Raw genomic sequence first — 14,764 nt, forward strand, 5'->3', positions numbered from 1 at the left:
ATGACCCGAAGACGTCGTTTCAAGGGCCGTGATGTGCACGGCATTCTGCTGCTGGACAAGCCGACCGGCCTGACCTCCAACGATGTGTTGCAGAAGGTCAAGCGCATCTACAACGCCGCCAAGGCCGGTCACACCGGCGCACTGGATCCGCTGGCGACCGGCATGCTGCCGATCTGCCTCGGCGAGGCCACCAAGTTCTCCCAGTATTTGCTGGAAGCGGACAAGCGCTATGAGGTGACCGCCAAACTGGGCGAGCGCACCAACACCAGCGACTCTGATGGTGAGGTGGTCTCCACCCGTCCAGTGAACGTGGCTGTCGGTACCCTGATTGAGGCGCTGGACCAGTTCCGCGGCCCCATCATGCAGGTGCCCTCCATGTACTCTGCGCTCAAGCACAACGGCCGTCCGCTCTACGAATATGCCCGCGAAGGCATCGAGATTGAGCGTGAAGCCCGTCCCATCACCGTATTCGAGCTCAAACTGCTGAGCTTCGAAGGTGATGAAGTGCGCCTTGAAGTGCACTGCAGCAAAGGCACCTACATCCGCTCTCTGGTGGATGATCTGGGTGAAGTGCTGGGTTGTGGCGCCCACGTGACCCAGTTGCGTCGTACCCAGGTGGCCAGCTATCCGTACGAGCGGATGCTGACGCTGGAGCAACTCGAGTGCATCTTCGAGCAGGCCAAGGCCGAGAGCATCCCGCCGCGCGAGCAGCTGGATCCGCTGTTGCTGCCGATGGACACCGCCGTAGCAAGCTTGCCCGAGGTGAACATGCTGGCGGTTGTGGCTGCCTATGTGAATCAGGGCCAGGCCGTGCAGGTGGCGGGTGCGCCGCAAAGCGGTCAGGTTCGCATGACGGTCGGCCCGGAGCGCGAGTTCATCGGGGTTGGCGAGATTGATGATGATGGCCGCGTCGCTCCCAAGCGACTGGTGCGTTATCACGACGAGGAGTGATCCTCAGGCGGTATCAGAACGTCTTTCCCGTTTCGCCTCTTTATCGTTGCGAAAAGGGGCGGGGACGATTATGATACCGCCCTCATTTCACGGCTGAATTAGAGATTGGCTGTGAACCTTTAAACACTCTACTGGAGTAAACTCATGTCTCTAAATGCTGAGATCAAAGCTCAAATCGTTGCTGACAACGCTCGTTGCGCCAACGACACCGGTTCCCCCGAAGTGCAAGTTGCCCTGCTGACTGCCCAGATCAACCATCTGCAAGGTCACTTCAAAGAGCACTCCAAGGACCACCACGGTCGTCGCGGTCTGCTGCGCATGGTTTCCCAGCGTCGTAAGCTGCTGGACTACCTGAAGCGTAAAGATTCCGAGCGTTATGCTGCTCTGATCGCCAAGCTGGGTCTGCGTCGTTAATCGACCATCAGATTTCGCGAAAAAGGGGAACCGTCAGGTTCCCCTTTTTTATTGCTCTTCAAGCCGTTGCCTGCCTCACAGAATTCGCGTCGCCGCTTACCTTTTGCATCGAATCAAGTATACTTGTGCGCGAATTTAAAGAGCCAAATTGTAAAAAGGAAATTCACGTGAATCCTATTGTAAAGTCATTCCAGTACGGTCAACACACCGTCACACTGGAAACCGGTGTGATGGCCCGTCAAGCCACTGCGGCCGTTATGGTCAGCATGGACGATACCTGCGTATTTGTGACCGTAGTCGGCAAGAAAGAGGCCGATCATGGCCGTGATTTCTTCCCGCTGACCGTCAACTACCAGGAGCGTACCTATGCTGCTGGTCGTATCCCGGGTGGTTTCTTCCGTCGTGAAGGCCGTCCGAGCGAAGGCGAGACTCTTATCTCCCGTCTGATCGACCGTCCTATTCGTCCGCTGTTCCCGGAAGGCTTCCTCAATGAGGTTCAGGTCGTTGCGACCGTCATGTCCGTGAATCCGGCCGTATCCCCCGACATCGTTGCCATGATCGGTGCCTCTGCTGCACTGGCCATCTCCGGTATCCCGTTTGGCGGCCCGATCGGTGCTGCTCGCGTGGGTTACATGAACGGTCAGTATGTGCTGAACCCGACCACTACCGAACTGCCGCAGAGCGATCTGGATCTGGTGGTTGCCGGTACTGCCAATGCCGTGCTGATGGTTGAGTCCGAAGCGGCCATCCTCTCCGAAGAAGTGATGCTGGGCGCCGTGGTATACGGTCACGAGCAGATGCAGACCGTGATCAATGCGATCAACGAGTTTGCCGCTGCCGTCGGCACCAAGCCGTGGGACTGGACTCCGCCTGCCGTCAACGAAGCGCTGAAAGCCAAGGTTGCCGAGCTGGCGAGCGCCGAGCTGGGTGAAGCCTACCGCATCACCGAGAAGGCTGTTCGTTACGAAACCATCGCTGCCATCAAGGGCCGTGTGGTTGAGCAAGTTATCGCGTCAGGCGTGGAAGAAGATGCCAAGAAGATTGGCGAAGAGTTCCACAGCCTGGAAAGCCGCATCGTTCGTGGTCGTGTCGTACGTGGTGAGCCGCGTATCGACGGTCGCGATCCGGAAATGATCCGTGCCCTGTCTGTCGCTACCGGCGTATTGCCCCGTGCTCACGGTTCTGCCCTGTTCACTCGTGGTGAAACCCAGGCTATGGTCGTTGCGACCCTGGGTACCGAGCGTGACGCCCAGAACATCGACGAGCTGACCGGCAACCGTGCCGATCGTTTCATGCTGCACTACAACTTCCCGCCATACTGTGTCGGTGAGACCGGCATGATGGGTAGCCCGAAGCGTCGTGAAATCGGTCACGGCCGTCTGGCCAAGCGCGGCGTTGCTGCCGTGATGCCGAGCGCCGCCGAGTTCCCGTACGTGGTGCGCGTGGTCTCTGAAATCACCGAATCCAACGGCTCCTCCTCCATGGCGTCTGTCTGTGGTTCTTCTCTGGCGCTGATGGATGCCGGTGTGCCGATCAAGGCCTCCGTTGCCGGTATCGCCATGGGTCTGGTGAAGGAAGAAGAAGGTTTCGTCGTGCTGTCCGACATTCTGGGTGACGAAGATCACCTGGGCGACATGGACTTCAAAGTAGCCGGTACCACCGAAGGTGTGACCGCGCTGCAGATGGACATCAAGATCGAAGGCATCACCAAAGAGATCATGGAGATTGCCCTGAAGCAAGCTCGTGGCGCCCGTCTGCACATCCTCAAAGTGATGGATGAAGCAATCCAGGCTCCCCGTGCCCAGATCTCTGATTTCGCACCGCGTATCCACACCATCAAGATCAATCCTGAGAAGATCAAGGACGTGATCGGTAAGGGTGGTTCCGTGATCCGTGCGCTGACCGAAGAGACCGGCACCAACATCGAGCTGGATGATGACGGCACTGTACGTATCTCCGCCGTGGCCAACGAAGCCGCCATGGAAGCGATCCGTCGCATCGAGGCCATCACTGCCGAGATCGAAGTGAACCGCATCTATGAAGGTAAAGTTGTTCGTCTGGCCGATTTCGGTGCATTCGTCAACATTCTGCCGGGCAAAGATGGTCTGGTACACATCTCCCAGATCACCGACGCTCGCGTGCAGAACGTGGCTGACCATCTGACCATCGGTGACGTGGTCAAGGTGAAGGTACTGGAAGTGGACCGTCAGGGCCGCGTACGTCTCTCCATCAAGGAAGCGAACGCTCCGACTGATGCAGCCCCGGCTGCTGATGCTCCGGTTGCTGCCGAAGCGCCTGCCGCAGAGTAATCTGTCCTCCTGAACCGGATTCTCCGGTTGCAGTAAAAAGTCCGGCGCCCTTTGGGGCGCCGGACTTTTTTATGCGCTCAGACTCATCACGCCGAAGTTGGCTCTCTGCTCAGGATGTGGTGGGCATTGCCGGAGCCTCAAGAGGTCAGGTTAGAAAAGTGTCGCGAAGGGGGAGGGAGAGCGGTGTGGGAGAAAGGAGCCTGAGGATTCAGGCTCCTGATAAGGATTAGGCCTCGTTGGCGTGGGCCTTCTGACACCCTTCGACGGCGTGAGCAATCAGTTCCAGTGCGCTCTGGTCGCACGGTGGCAGCTCGGCCTCGCACTTGTTGATAGGGGTAACACGATCACCCCACTTGATGATGGTTGCGCCCCAGGTCAGGCCGGCACCGAAGGCGGCAGTCAGCAGATAGGAATTCGGCTTGACGCGCCCCTGCTCCAGCGCTTCGCACAGGGCGATAGGTACGGTGGCTGCGGAGGTGTTGCCGTAGTTTTCGATGTTGACCATCACCTTATCCATCGGCGCATTCATCCGTTTGGCGAGGGTCTCGATGATGCGGATATTGGCCTGGTGCGGCACGATCAGGTCGACCTGCTCCGGCGCAATACCGGCCTGCGCCAGCACAGTGCTGGTGGCCTCACCCATGCCGCGCACAGCACGTTTGAAGATCTCCGGCCCTTCGAAGTTGAAGGTGAACAGGCCATCGATATCGGCAAAACGCACCCGGTCGGTACCGAAGTTCGGTACATGCAGGATCTCCCGCGCTTCGCTGTCGCAACCCAGCTTGTTGGCGATCAGGCCACACTCCTGCTCGCTTGCCTCTATCACCACGGCACCGGCACCATCGCCAAACAGTACGGCGGTATCGCGGCGTGCCCAGTCCAGCAGGTAGGTGAGGCGCTCGGCGCCAATCACCAGCACCTTCTTCATCATGCCAGTCTGCACCAGCGAGGTAGCGACGGAGAGGGAGTAGACGAAACCGGTGCAGGCCGCGTTGAGGTCAAACACGGCGGCGTTGACGGCGCCCAGCTTCTTTTGCACCGCAGAGGCGGCGCTTGGCAGCAGGTTGTCCGGGGTGGCGGTGGCCAGGATGATGCCATCGAGATCGCTGGCTTCCAGACCGGCGCAGGCCAGTGCGCGGCGACCGGCCAGGGTGGCGAGATCCGAGGTGCTGACATGGGAGATCCGGCGGGCCTTGATGCCGGTGCGCGGATAGATCCACTCGTCTGATGTATCCATGATGGTGCTGAGGTCGTCGTTGGTCAGCACGGAGGGAGGCAGGCATTTGCCCCAGCCGGTGATATTGGCGTATTTCATCTTGTTACCGCTTCTCAAGTGGATCGCCCGCGGGCGGAAAATCGTGCAATTATGCCGTACGAGACAACCACTGTCATCTTGTGGTCATGGTTATGTGCAGGGGGCTCAGCTGTGCCATCTGGTCGCAAAGGGCTGCAACGTGCGGAATATGGCTGGAAATTTTGCTTAAAACGCGGGACTCATATGCCCTAAGATAGGCGTTTCACCACCGATGAGGGTATCTCCTTGCTCAGAGCCAATCTCAACTTGTTGCCGACCCTCAAGGTGCTGCTGGAGACCCGCAATATCAGCCGCGCCGCCGAGCTGTTGCACCTGAGTCAGCCCTCCATCAGCAAGCAGCTTGCCCAGTTGCGCAGCGAGTTTGATGACGAGTTGCTGGTGCGGGAGGGGCAACGCTGGCTGCTGACGCCACGGGCCGAACTGTTGGCCGCCCAGCTGGCGGATTCTCTCGGTGCGCTGGAGCGGCTCTACGAGGCGCCCGGATTTGACCCGAGCCGCTGCGAGCGGGTATTTCGGCTCGCCTCTTCTGATTATGTGGCCCAGCATATCCTGCCCGATATCTGTGCCGCGCTTGCCAAAGAGGCGCCGTTGGCGGCGCTGGAGTTCAGCCTGTGGGACAAGCGTCAGCTGCCGCAGTTGTGGCAGTCCGAGCTCGATCTGGTCTCCACCATCACCGAGCTGGTACCGGAGCAGATCCGTGGTCTGCATCAGGGGGAGGATAGACTGGCGGTGCTGATGGGAAGCCACCATCCGCTGGCGGGCAAGGCGCTGAGTCTCGATGACTATCTCGCCTGGCCTCACCTGCAGGTGAGTGGCGGTGGCGACAAGGACAGCCCGGTGGAGCTGGTGTTGGCGCCGCAGGGACTGAGTCGGCGCTGGTTTGCCAGAGTTCCCTTTTTTCAGGCGGCAGTGGAGGTGTTGCTGCGCACCGATTGCCTGATGACCACCCCGGCCCATATCGCCTGGCAGCTCTCCTGCGGCCATGAGCTCACCTTTGTCGACTTGCCCTTTGCTACCTGTGACCAGCAGTATCATCTGCTGTGGCATCAGCGCCACCATCAGGATCCGGCCCACCGCTGGTTTCGCGAGCTGGCCTACCCCTTCCTGCGGGATCATCTGCAACGCACCGTTGGCGAGAGTCGCAAGCTGCTCGGTCCCGGCGGTTAGCCCCGGTCAGTTGTGTGGCGTTATAGCCATGGGTTATGGAATCTATTCATAACTTTCACTACTGGCATAATGGCTCAGCCCGTACCCTGAGTGCAGGTCATCATATCGAGCACAAAAGAGGAAAAGCATGGAACTGACGAGTTGGCTGGCACTGGCCGCAATCTGCGTGATGGGGGCCATCAGCCCGGGGCCGAGTCTGGCGCTGATCATCCGCAACACGGTGCAGGGCGGGCAGGGGCATGGCGTCGCTACTGCGCTTGGCCACGGCCTCGGGGTTGGTATCTATGCGCTGGTCACGGCGCTCGGCCTTTCCATTTTGATCACCCAGACACCGATCCTGTTTGATCTGATCCGCTACGGCGGCGCCGCGTTTCTTGCCTGGCTCGGGGTGAAAGCCCTGCTGGCAAAACCAGCCAGTGACGAAGGGAATGAAGAGGTACATCAGTTGCGCGGTCGGCAAGGGGCCTTTGAAGGTTTTATGGTTGCCTTCCTTAACCCCCAGCTGGCGGTTTTCTTCATCGCCCTGTTCAGCCAGTTTGTGCGGGCCGATACCGGCTGGAGCGAAGGGGGCATCATGATGCTCACCGCGGGCGGGATCGATGCCGTCTGGTACGTGCTGGTGGCGCTGGTGCTCTCCCGCGGGCCTGTGCTGGCGTGGCTTAAAGCCAAATCCTTTGTGATCGATAAGGTGAGCGGCCTGGTGCTGCTCGGGCTGGCACTCAAGGTGGTTATCTAATCCTGCATTTTGCGGATACCTTAAGCGGGATCAAGGCACGCGGGTGGCGAATGGGCTAGAGTAGCGCCCATTTGCTGTCCGCCCTGATCCCGAGACCATGCACCAGAACAAGCACCCTTTAAGCCACAATAACCGGTTGGAGCTGCTGGCTCCGGCCAAGAACCTCGCCTACGGCATAGAAGCCATCAACCATGGTGCCGATGCCGTCTACATGGGTGGCCCTGCCTTCGGCGCCCGCAGTGCGGCGGGCAACTCCATCGAGGATATCGAGGCGCTGGCGCGCCACGCCCACCGTTTCGGTGCCCAGGTCTTTGTCGCCTTCAATACTTTGCTGCACGATCACGAGCTGGAGCAGGCCCGGCGGCTGACCCACCAGATCTACGAAGCCGGTGCCGATGCGCTGATTGTGCAGGATATGGGGCTGCTGGCGCTGGATTTGCCACCTATTGCGCTCCATGCCAGTACCCAGACCGACAACCGCACGCCGGAGAAGGTGAAGTTTCTGCAGGATGTGGGTTTCTCTCAGGTGGTGCTGGCGCGCGAACTGTCCCTTGCGCAGATCCGCGAGATCAGCGCGGCGACCAATGTGCAGCTGGAGTTCTTTATCCACGGCGCGCTCTGTGTCTCCTACAGCGGCCAGTGCAACATCAGCCATGCCCGTACCGGCCGCAGCGCCAACCGTGGCGAGTGTGCCCAGCTCTGCCGTCTGCCCTGCTCGCTGCAAAAGCCGGATGGCGAAGTGCTGGTGGCCGACAGCCACCTGCTGTCACTCAAGGATATGGATCAGACCGACAACCTGGAGGCCTTGATCGAGGCGGGGATCCGCTCCTTCAAGATTGAAGGGCGACTCAAGGGGCTCGACTACGTCAAGAACGTTACCGCCTGGTATCGGCAGAAGCTGGACGCCATTCTGGATAGTCGCTCCGATCTGGTGGCCGCCTCTGCTGGGCGTTGCAGCTACAGCTTCACGCCTGACCCCAAAAAGAGCTTCAACCGCGGCAGCACCGACTACTTCCTCCATGGTCGCCAGCAGGGGATCGACTCCACCAAGAGCCCGAAATATGTGGGCGAACCGCTGGGGCGGGTTACCAGGGTGACCCGTGACGGTATCGAGATTGATGGCAAACAGGTCACCCTCAACAACGGCGACGGTTTGGGCTTCTTCAAGCCGAACAACGAGCTGGTGGGGATGCGCCTCAACAAGGTCGAAGGTAAGCAGTTACTCCTGTCAGAACGCATGCCGGGGCTAAAGGTGGGGACCGAAATCTACCGCAACCACGATCAGGCGTTCAGCAAGATGCTGGAGAAGGCGAGCGCGGATCGCCGCATCCGGGTCGATATGGTGCTGGCAGAATGCGATGAGGGCGTGAGCCTCACGCTCACCGACGAACAAGGCATCAGCGCCGCGGTGACACTTCCCTGTGACAAACAGCCTGCCGACAACCCGGAGCGGGCGCTGCAACAGGCGCGGGATCAGCTTGGTAAACTCGGCAATACCCTGTTTGTGGCGCGCAAGATTGAGTTGGCAGTAACGAGGCCGCTGTTTATCGCTGCATCACAGCTCAACGGTTTGCGCCGGGATGGCATCGCCGCGCTAGAGGCGGCGCGGGTGGCCAGCTACCAGCGCCCCGAGCGACGGATCGCCCTGCGGGATATCAACTATCCCCAGCACCGTCTCTCCTACCTTGGCAACGTGCTGAACAGCGCCGCCGAGCAGTTCTTCCGCGAACACGGGGTGGAGCGCATCGCTCCCGCCTATGAGGCGAACAAGGAGGAGCGGGAAGTGGTGCTGATGATCACCAAGCATTGCATCCGCTACAGCCAGAACCTCTGCCCGAACGAGGTGCCCGGTCTCAAGGCCGAGCCGCTGGAACTCAAGATGGGTAAAGACACCTTCCGCCTGCGTTTTGACTGCAACCGCTGCGAAATGCATGTGATGGGCAGCCTGAAACGCTGAGCAATGAGCCCCTTTCTCCGTCCGGAAAGGGGCAGTTTTTTATCGCAGGTTCTCTGCCTACCCTCCTTTAATTGCCCCTCTCCAGCGCCAGCAGTGCTTTTTTGATCTCCAACCCCCCCGCATAGCCGGTCAGGCTGCCGTTTTGGCCGATCACCCGATGGCAGGGGACGATGATCGAGAGCGGATTGCGGCCATTCGCCGCGCCCACAGCCCGCACCGCCTCTGGCTTGCCGATGGCGCGGGCAATATCGCTGTAGCTGCGGGTCTCGCCATAGGGGATGTCGCACAGCGCTTGCCACACCGCCTGCTGAAAGGCGGTGCCACGGGCGGCAAGGGACAGGGAGAAGCGCTGCAAGCGACCGGCAAAATAGGCGTCAAATTCGGCGAGGAAGGGAGCCAGCTCTTCGTGATCTTGCTGCCAGCCACTCATATCGGGCAGTGCCCGCAGGCCCGCCACAAAGTCCACGTGCACCAGACCAGATTCATTGATGGCGACCAGCAGATCGCTGCAGCGGGTCGGCAGGATATCGTAGCGGATCATGGGGTTATCTCCTGTTGTTGGCTATCCTGCTGGTTTTTGTTGCCAGTGGCACGGAGTAGCAAATCGGGCGCTTCACTCATGGCATGCCACAGCCAGCTGGCCGCATAGCTGCGCCACGGCTGCCATGCTGCGCTTTGCGCCAACACCTCTTTTACCGGCAGCTTGGTGCCGCCGCCGAGTGCCTTTTGCAGCACCAGATCGGAAGCGGGGAAGGCATCGGTATCCAGCCCGCAGCGCTGCCGCCAGTAAGAGACCGTCCACGGGCCTATGCCCGGCAGCGCCAGCAACTGCTCGTCACTGGCTGTCGTGAGGGTCAGCTCGCCGCTGGCCAGCGCCTGTGCCACGCCGCGCAGGGTACGAATGCGGCTGCCGGGCATGCCGATACCGTCGAGATCGAGTTCGCACAACTGGGCGGGGGTCGGCAGTTGCGCCATCCCGAATTGCGCCTCGGTGCGAGCCACCAGCCGCCCGAGTATGGTGATGGCCCCCTTGACCGAGACCTGCTGGCCGACGATGGCGCGCAGCATCACCTCATACTCGTCCCAGCCACCCGGCAGCCGTACGCCGGGCCAGCGCGCCAGCAAGCGGGAGAGCAGAGGATCCTGAGCGAGCAGATCGCCGATCCGCTGCATATCGGCATCGAGATCCCACATCCTGCGCACCCGATAGAGCAGATCGGGCAGCGCCGCGAGCGGCAGATTATGAACGGTGAGTTGCAGGCTGTGCCCCTTGCCCTGCGCGATGCGCACCAGCGCGACCTGATTACCGACCTGGTAGCGCCGCTCATACACCTCGCCATCTACCCGCTCCAGCCCGGGGATCGCACGCAGCCGGTAGAACGCCAGCATGGCCGCCACATCATATGGGGGGCGGTAGGGCAACTGCAGCGTCAGCGTTGCGCCGCGCGGCTCCGAGCCTATGTGCTCTGGCGCGTCACCGTGCTGCTCCTGCTGGCGCAGGGAGCGCGGGGCCAGTCCGTAGGCGTTGAGCCAAGCATCATTGAAGCGGCGGATGCTGGCAAAGCCGGCGGCAAACGCGATGTCGGTAATGGGCAGCCCTGTTTCGGTCAGCAGCCGTTTCGCGAGCAGCAGGCGGCGCGTCTGCTCCACCTGTTTTGGTGAGGCGCCGAGATGTTGCTCGAACTGGCGGCGCAGGGTGCGTTCGCTGATCCCTGCCTCAGTGGCCAGTTTGGCGAGCGTGCCCTCCGCCAGCTCTCCGCGATCGATGCGTGCCAGCAGACGTGCCAGTTCAACCGGCAGATCGCCACGGGCGGCGGGGGCCAGCTCAGGGCGGCAGCGCAGGCAGGGTCGCAGCCCATACTGCTCGGCGGCCGCGGCGCTTTGGAAGTAGCGCACATTGTGCTCGTGCGGTGGCCGTGCCGGGCAGACAGGCCGGCAGTAGATGCCGGTCGAGAGCACGCCGGTAAAGAAGCGGCCATCGAAGCGAGCATCGCGGGCGAGCCGTGCGGCGTGACACTGTTCGCGGCTGAGGGTGTTGATCACCTCATCCGGTGACGACTCAGGGCTTGGCTTTGCATTCATGGTGTTGGCGGCGTTGCTGGAATAGATGGCAAGAGAGTAAGGGGGCTCGGGGGCCATGACTAGCCAGAAACGGACAGGGATAGCAAAAATTGGCCGAAGTTTTTTTACTCTTTCGTTGCACGGTTGGGTTTCACTCTTCGCTCCGTTGTTGTCCATTTGGCAAGGCTCGGCAGAAGAGCTCATAACGGATGGGGTCGGAGGCTCGATTGGCCTAGCTTTATTTGCTTAGCGAGATTAGTGGCGGCGAAAACTGCTTATAAATTAATAACAGATCACATAATTATCTTTTTTACATTGAATGTGGTGATTTTGTGTTGTTCAATTGAGTCAGTTAATTTTTTGTGATTATTAAGTCATCACATCTGCGGCCCAAGGCCGACCAATAACAACACTTGCCAAGGATGATAAGTGAACGACTGTAAGGCATGGCCCCATTGCCGGGGGTTTAGTCTGATCGAGTTGTTGATTGCCATGACGGTTGTCAGCATTCTCGCGGCCATCGCGTTGCCAGCGTATCAGGGTTATCTGCAACAGGGACGTCGTTACGAAGCACAGCAGCAATTGCTGGAGCAGGCGCTCGCCCTCGAACGTATCTATACCCAACAGGGCCGTTATCCCGACACGTTTGCCACCCCTTCCAACACGGATTTTTACCAGTTCAGCTACAGCCAGCAAGATGCTGGCGACTATCTGCTCAAAGCCATTCCAACGACGCGACAACAGGATGAGTGCGGCACTCTGACGCTCGATCAGACCGGTTATCGCGCGGCCAATCGTCATGACTGCTGGGGATCATAAGATGAACGAGCGCGGATTTACCCTGATTGAGTTGATGATCACGGTCGGCATTGCCGCCATCTTGCTGCTGGTTGCAGTGCCCTCCATGAGTCAGCGGCTTGCGGCCGAGCGGCTCTCTCGCAGTGCGACCGAACTCGCTTCCGCCTACCGCTTTGCCCGCAGCGAAGCGGTCAAGCTGACCCTGCCGGTGGTACTGCAGGGCACCGAGAACGGTGGCTGGGAGGTGATGGCTGACAGCAAGTTGCTGCGTCAGGCGGCAGCACCTGCTGGCGGCGTGGTGATCAAACCGTTTGAGCCGATCCGGATCGCGCCAACCGGCAGCAGTAGCCACGCCGAGATCACTCTGGCCAATCGCCTCGGAGATCAGCGCGTGCTCTGTGTGGCGCCGAGCGGCCAGCTGCTGCACGGGAGCTGCTCATGAGACACACCGCGCCTGCTCGCCAGCAGGGTTTCAATCTGGTGGAGATCATGGTCTCCATGGTGTTGGCGGTGATGGTATTTCTCGGTCTCGCCAAGGGGCAGGTGGTCTCGTTGCAGCAGGCGCACTATAGCCTGCAGAGTACGTTGGCCACGATTGAGGCGAGCAACAGTGTGGAGCAGATCTGGGGTTCGCTGTGTGAAGTACAGCGCAAGCCGGAGCGGTTCACCCAGGGCGATTTTCTTGCCCGCTTCACCCTGCACGAGGGCCACCAGCTGGTGCTGCCTAGTCGCTACAGCGACCACTTTGTGGTCGCCATCGAGTGGCGTGATGCGCGGATCTCCGGTGCCAGGCGGGTTGAGCTGAACGCAGGATTTCCGCCACTATGCTGAACGTTCCCTTCCGACAGCGAGGTGTCAGTCTCGTCGAGCTGATGATCTCCATGGTGCTCGGTCTGATGCTGATGCTGGCTATTTTTGCCGGTTACGTGCCTATCAAGAGCACGGTTGAGCAGAGCAAGGCGCTGGAGCAGGCGAACGAAGTGCTGCGCTTTGCCACTCTCACCTTTACCAACAGCGTCAAGCAGGCGGATCAGCTGATAGCGGTCACCCCTGATCGCCTGACGCTGGCTTTCAAGGTAGAGGGGAGCAGTCCGGTGCTCTCCTGCCTTGGCAACCAGAAAACCGCCGATTTTACCGAGCAGTACCGCTTCACGCCGCCGGTACTCAGTTGCGATGACGGGGATGGCCCGCGCCTGTTGCTGGCCCATCTTCAGGATCTTGAATTCGGCCAGCAGGGGGCGCTGGTCAATATCCGCATCTTGCCCGAAGGGCTGCCGAGCTATCTGGCGCCTGGGGTAGAGGTGCAGGTGGCACGCCGCAAGGCGGTCTGGGCGGCAGCACTGGCCACATCCGGTGCAGGGGGAGCAGGATGAACAAGGGATTGCAGGGGCAGCGAGGAGCCGTATTGCTGATGGTGCTGGTGGTGAGCCTGCTGTCGAGCCTGCTGGTGTTTACCAGCATTCAGGAGAACCAGCTGCAAACCCGCCTGAGCGGCAATTTTCACAAGAAGATCAATGCACAGCTCAGTGCCGAGCAGGGGATGAACGACAGTTATCGCGCCCTGCATCAGGCGCTCGGCTCCGAACCACGGATAGAGTGGGATCAACTGGTGCAGAAGGTGCCAGGCAAGGGGGAAGGGGCCATGGCGGGCAGCCGCTTTCGCATCGATCAGCTGGATGCTTCTACAGGCAGCAAACTGGCGTTGCAGAGCCATGGCCGTTATCTGGAGGGCAATGCCAGTCTCAACGCGCTGTTTGCCCTCAAGCGCGAGCCCGGCAATCTCATCTTTCAGGATTCGGTAGTGGCATGCGAAGGGCTAAGCCTCTCCGGTAGCGGTTTTATCGATAGTTATGACTCGCGCAAGGGAGCGTACAAGGAGTCTGTTTCCGGGACCCTTAATCAGGGGCAGAACGCCAAGGTGGCGACCGTCAGCGACAAGGCCAATGTAGTGCTCGCCGGGCACTCCCCCATCTGGGGTGATGTGCGGGCGACCGGCTCGGTGACCTTGAACGGATCTTCACCTGTTGCGGGTAATGTACTTGCTGGCGGCGACATCACCATTTCTCCCTCTGATGGAGTCGTCAGGGTGGAGGGCAGCGTAAACGGGAGTGGAAATTTTGCCTTGCAAGGGGGGCATATTGCCGGAGCTGTTGCGATCAATGGTGATGTTTCTATGGGTCATGGCACCAGCATTGCTGGCGACAAGTTGAACTATGGTGGGAACGGGGCATTCCTTGATGCCAAGCATCAGAAGTATCTGGATCCCCAATATCGCGCTCATCCCAAGCTACCGCCTGTGGCCGGGCAGGTGTGTGACCCGCTCAATGTGGCAGCGTTGCCCAAATCGTTCCCCCCTGCAACATTGCCCATCAATGGCCCGCTGACGCTCGGGGCCACCCAGCAGATGGTGCTGACCACGGATCCCTCCACCGGCTCGGTAACCAGCAGCAACCAGCACAAGCCCGGGCTACCGTTCCCCGGCAAAGGGGAGCTGTTTGGCAAGGAACAGACTATTTACAAGCTCGACAGCCTCAATATGGGGGCCGATGCCAAGCTCACCATCAAGGGGGATGTGGTGCTGCTGATCGACAAGGATTTCACCATGACAGGCAGCAACAAGTTGACGGTGAGCGAGGGGAGCAGCCTGACCCTGATCGTCAGCGGCAAGGTCGATCTTGGGGCCGGTGCCGAGGTGACGGCAGCCAAACAGGGGCTGACCGCTGGCGGTACGCCCGCTATCTCCATCTATTCCGCGTATAGCGGCAAGGATGGGGTCAAGCTGTCGGGCAATACGCCGCTCTATGCCGCTCTCTATGCCCCGCTCACCGAGATGAAGATCAGCGGAAGTGGCGGTCTGTACGGGGCGGTGCGTGCCAAGCACCTGACCGAGAGCGGTGCGGGCGGTGTGCACTATGACGAGGCGCTGGGCATGGCAGATCTGGGGGACGATCAGGGGCCGCCTCCGACGTTGGCACTGCGGCAGTGGCACTTTGTGCAGTGAGGCTGGCGAGCCGCTAAAAAGGATCGAATGGGGCGCGCAACTGTGAGAAGGTGGA

Annotated in this window: 14 protein-coding genes; 11 read left to right on the forward strand and 3 right to left on the reverse strand. The window is 60.3% G+C overall.

The features are described 5' to 3' along the window. The 3 genes from truB to pnp all read left to right on the forward strand — a co-directional run bounded on the left by truB (position 1) and on the right by pnp (position 3,674). Positions 1–951, forward strand: coding sequence for a tRNA pseudouridine(55) synthase TruB (gene truB / locus G5367_RS17430; RefSeq protein WP_005338798.1), 951 nt, complete (start codon positions 1–3; stop codon positions 949–951). A 144-nt stretch (positions 952–1,095) separates the two neighbouring features. Next, positions 1,096–1,365: a 30S ribosomal protein S15 gene (rpsO, locus tag G5367_RS17435; protein ID WP_005338797.1), complete on the forward strand. Its 270-nt coding sequence runs from the start codon at positions 1,096–1,098 to the stop codon at positions 1,363–1,365. 167 nt (positions 1,366–1,532) lie between these two features. Then, entirely contained in the window at positions 1,533–3,674 is a 2,142-nt protein-coding gene (pnp, locus tag G5367_RS17440; RefSeq protein ID WP_337073533.1) for a polyribonucleotide nucleotidyltransferase, read from the forward strand. Positions 3,675–3,900: 226 nt separating this feature from the next. Here pnp and G5367_RS17445 read toward each other — a convergent pair whose 3' ends face one another. Next, positions 3,901–4,989, reverse strand: a complete 1,089-nt coding sequence (locus G5367_RS17445; protein ID WP_421244653.1) for a ketoacyl-ACP synthase III — start codon at positions 4,987–4,989, stop codon at positions 3,901–3,903. A 225-nt stretch (positions 4,990–5,214) separates the two neighbouring features. On the opposite strand from G5367_RS17445, the gene G5367_RS17450 reads away from it, so the two are divergent. The 3 genes from G5367_RS17450 (at position 5,215) to G5367_RS17460 (ending at position 8,849) form a co-directional block, all read left to right on the forward strand. Then, positions 5,215–6,156 carry a LysR family transcriptional regulator gene (locus G5367_RS17450; protein ID WP_421244652.1) on the forward strand — a complete coding sequence of 314 codons (942 nt, stop codon included), beginning with the start codon at positions 5,215–5,217 and terminating at the stop codon, positions 6,154–6,156. Between the two features lie 127 nt (positions 6,157–6,283). After that, the gene (locus tag G5367_RS17455) at positions 6,284–6,892 is read left to right on the forward strand and encodes a LysE family translocator (protein WP_058057313.1); all 609 of its coding nucleotides are present in this window, start codon (positions 6,284–6,286) and stop codon (positions 6,890–6,892) included. Positions 6,893–6,989: 97 nt separating this feature from the next. Next, a complete protein-coding gene (locus G5367_RS17460; RefSeq protein WP_421244651.1) occupies positions 6,990–8,849 on the forward strand; it encodes a peptidase U32 family protein in 1,860 nt (619 codons plus the stop codon). Positions 8,850–8,916: 67 nt separating this feature from the next. Here G5367_RS17460 and G5367_RS17465 read toward each other — a convergent pair whose 3' ends face one another. Both G5367_RS17465 and G5367_RS17470 read right to left on the reverse strand, forming a co-directional pair. Continuing rightward, on the reverse strand, positions 8,917–9,390 hold the full coding sequence (locus G5367_RS17465; protein WP_227341259.1) for a methylated-DNA--[protein]-cysteine S-methyltransferase: 474 nt from the start codon (positions 9,388–9,390) through the stop codon (positions 8,917–8,919). After that, positions 9,387–10,931 carry an AlkA N-terminal domain-containing protein gene (locus G5367_RS17470; RefSeq protein WP_421244689.1) on the reverse strand — a complete coding sequence of 515 codons (1,545 nt, stop codon included), beginning with the start codon at positions 10,929–10,931 and terminating at the stop codon, positions 9,387–9,389. The genes G5367_RS17465 and G5367_RS17470 overlap by 4 nt, the downstream gene beginning before the upstream one ends. Before the next feature lie 408 nt (positions 10,932–11,339). Between G5367_RS17470 and G5367_RS17475 the strand changes: the two genes are divergently transcribed. The 5 genes from G5367_RS17475 to G5367_RS17495 are packed head-to-tail and all read left to right on the forward strand — an operon-like array spanning position 11,340 to position 14,709. After that, positions 11,340–11,729 (forward strand): type IV pilin protein, encoded by a 390-nt coding sequence (locus tag G5367_RS17475; RefSeq protein ID WP_005343572.1) that lies wholly within the window; start codon positions 11,340–11,342, stop codon positions 11,727–11,729. Position 11,730: 1 nt separating this feature from the next. Next, a complete protein-coding gene (locus G5367_RS17480; RefSeq protein ID WP_421244650.1) occupies positions 11,731–12,150 on the forward strand; it encodes a GspH/FimT family pseudopilin in 420 nt (139 codons plus the stop codon). After that, a complete protein-coding gene (locus G5367_RS17485) occupies positions 12,147–12,539 on the forward strand; it encodes a type IV pilus modification PilV family protein (protein WP_159143122.1) in 393 nt (130 codons plus the stop codon). The genes G5367_RS17480 and G5367_RS17485 overlap by 4 nt, the downstream gene beginning before the upstream one ends. Next, on the forward strand, positions 12,533–13,081 hold the full coding sequence (locus G5367_RS17490; RefSeq protein ID WP_421244649.1) for a PilW family protein: 549 nt from the start codon (positions 12,533–12,535) through the stop codon (positions 13,079–13,081). Before G5367_RS17485 ends, G5367_RS17490 begins: the two co-directional genes overlap by 7 nt. Then, positions 13,078–14,709, forward strand: coding sequence for a DUF7305 domain-containing protein (locus G5367_RS17495; RefSeq protein ID WP_421244648.1), 1,632 nt, complete (start codon positions 13,078–13,080; stop codon positions 14,707–14,709). The genes G5367_RS17490 and G5367_RS17495 overlap by 4 nt, the downstream gene beginning before the upstream one ends. Positions 14,710–14,764 lie beyond the last annotated feature (55 nt).

Origin of the sequence: Aeromonas sp. 604282 (assembly GCF_049170575.1) — a bacterium.
Lineage (GTDB): Bacteria > Pseudomonadota > Gammaproteobacteria > Enterobacterales > Aeromonadaceae > Aeromonas > Aeromonas veronii_A.